Source organism: Aestuariivirga sp., assembly GCF_037139295.1.
Lineage (GTDB): Bacteria > Pseudomonadota > Alphaproteobacteria > Rhizobiales > Aestuariivirgaceae > Aestuariivirga.
This window is the reverse complement of sequence record NZ_JBAXGR010000217.1, coordinates 1-3,088: the sequence shown is the minus strand read 5'-3', so window position 1 is coordinate 3,088 and position 3,088 is coordinate 1. Positions and strand designations below refer to the sequence as shown.

Below are 3,088 nucleotides of genomic sequence, written 5' to 3'. Positions count from 1 at the left end.
GTCGCAGCCTTGGCCGGCGTTGCAGCCGCCGTCGCGGCCGCGGGCTTCTTGGCCGTGGTGGCCGGCTTGGCAGCCGCCGTGCTGGTCGTCGCAGGCTTGGTCTTCGAGGCGGTCTTGGCTGACGACTTGGTGGTCGTCGACTTGGCCGCGGTGGTGGCGGGCTTGGCGCCCTTCTTCTGGACGACCTTTTTCTTGCCACCCTTCATGGTGGTGGTCGTCGTGGTCGTTGCCGACGAGTCAGATGCAAGTTCGTCCTTGCTGGAACCGAGCAGCGACTTCTTGGTGGTGGTCGGGCCCTTCGATGCCTTGGCTGCGGTCTTGGCCGGCTGCTTGCCATTGGCGGTCTTGCCACCGAGGTTGATCAGGCTGTCGCCTGCCTGCTTTTTCTGGCCGGGCTTGACCACGTCGTTCTCGGCACTCTTGCCGCGGAACAGCGAGGCGAAGACGCCGCCATCATTGGTGTCAATGTCGTCCTGCAGATAGGGGATCGGCTTCAGCACGAAGCGCTGGCCATCCATCTTCTCGCCAACGGGCAGCGGCTGGCCGACCACGAAGCCCGTGCCGTCCATCTGGTAGACGTCGTCGCGGAAGGCAGCGACGCCGTCCTTGGCGGGCCACGCCGTGAGATAGGCCACGCGCAGCTGCGGCGCGTTGGCGATGTTGACGTCGAGCCGCTCCTTGGTTTCGGCAAGCTGGGCGATCTTCGCCTGGTCGAGCCCGTCCTGGCCCTGCAGGATCCAGTTCAGCATGATGGCGACCTTGTCGACGCGCACGCAGCCCGAGGAATAGAAGCGGTTCGAGGTCTTGAACAGCTGCGGCTCCGGCGTGTCGTGGAGATAGATGCCGAAGGGGCTGTTGAACTCGACCTTGGCGGTGGCCATGGCATTGGCGCCGCCTGGCTCCTGGCGGAAGTGGTAGTCGGTGATCTTGGCGGTCTTCCAGTTGATCTTGTCGGGGTCGACCTCGGGGCCGCCGACGCCCTCGAACACCTTGATGTTCATGTCGGCCAGCACCTTCGAGGCGCCGCGCGACTGCATGCGCGGGATGATGTCACGCTCGATGATCGACGGCGGCGCGTTCCAGTAGGGATTGAAGCGCACGATGGTGAGCGGCGTCATGACGACCGGTGTGGGTCGCGACTCGCGGCCGACGATGGCGTTGTGCAGCGAATAGACCTTGCCGTCCGACACCGTCTCGATCTGCTGGGCAGGAACGTTGACGACCACGTAGCGGGGGCCGAGGTCCTTCGAATACTCCGCAAGGCGCGGGATATTGGTATTGATGGTGTTGAGGCGCTGCTGGGCAGAGACGTTGAGCGCGGAGAGCGTCACGCCGTCGATGACGCCGGAGGCTGCCAGACCATGGTTCACCTGGAAGCGCTTCAGCGCGTCTTCCGTGGCGGAGGTGAAGACCTGCTGGAACTCACCCTGCGTGGCCTCGACCTGCAGGTAGCCTTCGGCATAGAGGCGTTGGTTGAGGATGGCGACCTGCTTGCCCTTCGAGCCCTTCTTGATACGGCCCTTGGGCACTTCCGGCCAGCCGCCGTCGGCGACGATCTTGGCATATTTGTCGGCCATGCCCTGGATCTGGGCCGGGCTGTCCGGCGTCACGAAGGGCGCGACGCTGCCGTCATTGATAATGCGGGTTTCGGTGGTGGCGGGGATGCCGGAGCCCTGGGTGTGGCCGGTGGTGGCCGGGGTGGCGGTACCGCTTTTCTTTTTCTTGAGCTGCGAGAATAACGACTTGTCCTCGTCTGCCCGCACACTGGTCGGAAGCGCAACGGTCGCCGTGAGGGACAACAGGACCGCCAAGGACACACACTGCAGGGCACGCCTCGACCGCACGACAGACCACAACTTCATCACAACCTCATTCTCCGGGACCGCTTGGGCATCTCCACTCCTCGATGCCCGCGCGGCTCATACCAGTTGCGGCCCGACTCGTCAAAAGCAGGCCATTTTGCAGCCACGAGAAGCCCGGGAAATGCGGCAACAATGAGATGTGCCGCAACGTCGCTTGCCGTGCCGACGGAGTTGGGGCCGTGCTGATGCTTTTGGGCAAAAGCACGGCCCCGCCGGCCGTTTGCAGGGTCGGTAAACTTACAGTCGGTAAAGGATCTGGTCGGTCCAGTAGCGCTCCAGCCGGCCAAGCGCCTTGTTGACGCGTTCGAGCTCATCAGCACCAAGCCCGGCCACCTGCTCCACGGCGCGCAGCTGGCGGTCATAGAGGGCGTCGACGCGGTTGCGGACGGCCTGGCCCTTGGGCGTCAGCCGGACCCGCACAGAGCGGCGGTCACTGGCCGAGCGCTCATGGTGGACGAAGCCCGCCTCGACCAGTTTCTTGAGGTTATAGGAGACGTTGGAACCCTGGTAATGGCCGCGGCTCTTGAGTTCGCCGGCCGTCAGTTCGGCATCGGCCATGTTGTAGATGAGCAGCGCCTGCACGGGGTTGATGCCCGGCTCGCCATGGCGCTCGAAGTCATCCTTGATGACCTCGAGGAGGCGGCGGTGAAGCCGCTCGATCAGGCTGAGCGAGTCGAGGTACCTGAGCTTCACGTTGCCCATTCCCGTCTCTGCGGCGGAGCCTGCGACTGCCTTTTGTCCAGCTGTCATGACGACACGATCACCCTTGATGCGGGGCTGGCTTCTTGGCCTGGCCAGTCCCCTTCACACGGGCGAGGCTAGGTTCCAGCCCTTAAGGGGTGCTCAATTCTTTGAGTAAACATCTCCTTATGGTTTCAGAGAATTGGGCAAACTGGCGATAGGCTTTACAGAGCCTTCCCGAAGAGGCTTAAGCAGCTGTTGCCAAACACGGTGAACGCTTCCGCAACGCCCTGAGTGCGACCGGGACTTTCCGGCACCTGCGCAAGCCCCTCTTCCTGCTTGCAGCAGTGGACGAGACACGGGAAGATGTGCCCTGTGAAAGCGCTCCTTCTCCTCGTCGCCTGGCTCGCCGCCGCGTCCTGCGCCATGGCGGCCGAAACCGTGCCGAAGCCCACGCTGCGCCCCGTGGCCCCGGTTGCGGTGACGCCGGCTGTGGCGGCGCCGCTTCCCCGCCTGCGGCCGCTGACCACAAAGGACGCAAAACC

At 64.1% G+C, this 3,088-nt stretch carries 2 protein-coding genes; both read right to left on the bottom strand.

Annotated elements, in window-relative coordinates; genetic code table 11:
- Positions 1–1,799, bottom strand: a 1,799-nt coding sequence (locus WCJ41_RS21020; RefSeq protein WP_336907790.1) for a L,D-transpeptidase family protein, incomplete at its 3' end; no start/stop codon positions are given.
- A gap of 300 nt (positions 1,800–2,099) precedes the next feature.
- Entirely contained in the window at positions 2,100–2,612 is a 513-nt protein-coding gene (locus tag WCJ41_RS21015; RefSeq protein WP_336907789.1) for a winged helix DNA-binding protein, read from the bottom strand.
- Positions 2,613–3,088 lie beyond the last annotated feature (476 nt).